The sequence below is a fragment of the Vibrio sp. 10N.261.46.A3 genome (assembly GCF_041472995.1).
Classification (GTDB): domain Bacteria; phylum Pseudomonadota; class Gammaproteobacteria; order Enterobacterales; family Vibrionaceae; genus Vibrio; species Vibrio coralliirubri.
This window is the reverse complement of record NZ_JBFRRH010000164.1, coordinates 1-2,240: the sequence shown is the minus strand read 5'-3', so window position 1 is coordinate 2,240 and position 2,240 is coordinate 1. Positions and strand designations below refer to the sequence as shown.

Below are 2,240 nucleotides of genomic sequence, written 5' to 3'. Positions count from 1 at the left end.
ACTACCCTGCCAGATAGGGGTTGCGAATCCCTCCTAAATGCTTTGTTATAAGGAGGGTTCACCTATTGTCCACATTTCAACTTCTATACTTTCTTTTTCATCACCCCAGTCTTCTTTGTAACCCTGCTCGATGTAATCGAAATTTGCGGAAATCTCATACTTTTCCAAAATACTTCTACCTGTAAGTAAACCATCGTCAGGTCTAAACCGCTTATAGTAGGTTTCGTCAAAGAACACAGTTACTTCACTAGAAAAAAGGTTGGGATAACAAAGAAGTACAGCTACCCAAGACTTACCTTTTTCGTTGTTTGGCTTTGCATTAACCATATGGTTGGCGGCTATAAATAACTGCTCTAAAGCCTCTTTCTGCCACTCAAACTTGGAACTAGAACCTTGGATTAAGCGATCAAGTGTCCAAATTTTGAAGTTAGTGTATTGCTCACCATCCCGCTCTGGATAATAACCTCGAAACTCTTCAGCCCACACTTTTAGGGCACGTATGTGCCGTTCTGGATTTCGTACTTTCTGTTTTGGACGATGAAAGCTAATTCTTCGCATATCTTCCTCCTTATAACGCCGCGTTAAGTAGTGAGCAACGCCACCACTGAACCTGACCATACCACCTTAAACACAAAACCCAACGATGAAATGAAAAATGCCATGCGTTGGGAATCTGCCTTAAACGCTTGTTATATTTTCTTTGACACCGATTCGATTTTTGCTATGGCACTATCATGAATAACGACCAATTTAAACTTTTTGTTAAAGTCATCGTCGGTATACTCTCCAAAATTAACATTGCACCCTGGGTCATGGCTTTTAAACACCTTATAATTCGACAAACTAGCTATTAAAAGCAGATCTGTCTCTTTCTGGTTATTTGGATGTTTATACATAACCGAATATGTTCGATTGTCTGGTTGACACAAGGAAGCTGGTTTATACCAAATGTATGCTGGAAACACCGGAGCTACAACAAGATAAGACAATACTAACGTCCAGAAAAGTTTAAGATTTCGCCAATACACTCTCGACAAGCGGAGGTATGCCCAAAATAATATAATTAATACCATTGCAATCAGGGGAGCAGCAAATTCGACTGCAAACACACCGAACAAAAAATCACCAACCGAAACGTAGTCAATGAGATTGACACCCTCTTTATAAAATACGATCAATAATATGGCAAATCCGCATATTGAAACGTAGCCACTAATCAGTGCTATTAAGATAGATGGATGACTAAGAAAATAGTTATTGATTCTGTCTATTTTCTGGCGTTGTTGTTCAATTTTAATTCGCCGTTCAAATAGCGGATCTTTACCTGAAAACCAAGTTTTATGCAAACCTTCCTCCTGAAAATATAACGCCCTGCTAAGTGGCTGACAACATAACACAAAACGAAAATAAGCCACCGTACACACAGATCAAACTTTGAAGTAAATTCGCCGAGCGTTGGCAGAATCCCTCTTAAATTGCTTGTTATATTGTTGCTGCATACATACGGAAAACATGCCATACGATGTAAGCTAAAGCGCCAGAAAGCAAGAGATACATTTGCCACTTTCCGTAGAAATTCATGGATTTCTGATGACTTTCCATACGATTTTGATACGCTTCGCTCCCTTCATTTTCTAGGGCTTCTCTTCTCTCATCAGCACACTTTGCGAGATCTCGTTTGAAACCAAGATAATTTGCATTTTGAAAGGTACTACTATTTAAGTGCTCGACAAACTGTAAGCCACACAGAAAACTGAGTGCCCACAAAGCAACTGATATTCCCCACAAAGAATGGTGGACAGCTAATTTTTCCACTTTAGTCTGAACAATAGCAAAACCAATTCCTGAACCAGCTGCAGCCATCAAAAAGTAGATATACTTTTCTTGCGCGGCTTTATAGATTTTAATTAACTCTACTTCATTCTGAGAAGACATATAAACCTCTTTGCAATATAACGCCGCATTAAGGTGTGAGCAACGCGACCACTAAACCTAACCATACCACCGTAAACACAAAACCCAACGATGGAATGAAAAATGCCAAGCGTTGGGAATCACTCTTAAATGCTTGTTATATTTTTGAGTCGATGAAACTAAATGCTTCATCACATATTTTCAGTGACTCACTGCATTCATCTGGCGTAGCTTTATAGCCATCATGGACTATTTTATTTCGTACTTTACGGACAATATGAATCTTATCTTTCAAATCATCAGCAGCTGTCTCTTGATCATATCTT

3 protein-coding genes are annotated in these 2,240 nt (G+C 39.0%); all 3 read right to left on the bottom strand.

All coding sequences use genetic code 11. The features are described from left to right. Positions 1 to 45: 45 nt before the first annotated feature. On the bottom strand, positions 46 to 558 hold the full coding sequence (locus AB4484_RS25945; protein ID WP_017058387.1) for a DUF3916 domain-containing protein: 513 nt from the start codon (positions 556 to 558) through the stop codon (positions 46 to 48). A 131-nt stretch (positions 559 to 689) separates the two neighbouring features. After that, on the bottom strand, positions 690 to 1,346 hold the full coding sequence (locus AB4484_RS25940) for a hypothetical protein (protein ID WP_372080971.1): 657 nt from the start codon (positions 1,344 to 1,346) through the stop codon (positions 690 to 692). A 136-nt stretch (positions 1,347 to 1,482) separates the two neighbouring features. Next, positions 1,483 to 1,935, bottom strand: a complete 453-nt coding sequence (locus AB4484_RS25935; protein ID WP_372080970.1) for a hypothetical protein — start codon at positions 1,933 to 1,935, stop codon at positions 1,483 to 1,485. Between the last annotated feature and the right edge of the window lie 305 nt (positions 1,936 to 2,240).

Excerpts from the sequence above, each read along its gene's own strand:
- AB4484_RS25945 (WP_017058387.1), bottom strand. The coding sequence starts at position 558 with ATGCGAAGAATTAGCTTTCATCGTCCAAAACAGAAAGTACGAAATCCA.
- AB4484_RS25935 (WP_372080970.1), bottom strand. The coding sequence starts at position 1,935 with ATGTCTTCTCAGAATGAAGTAGAGTTAATTAAAATCTATAAAGCCGCG.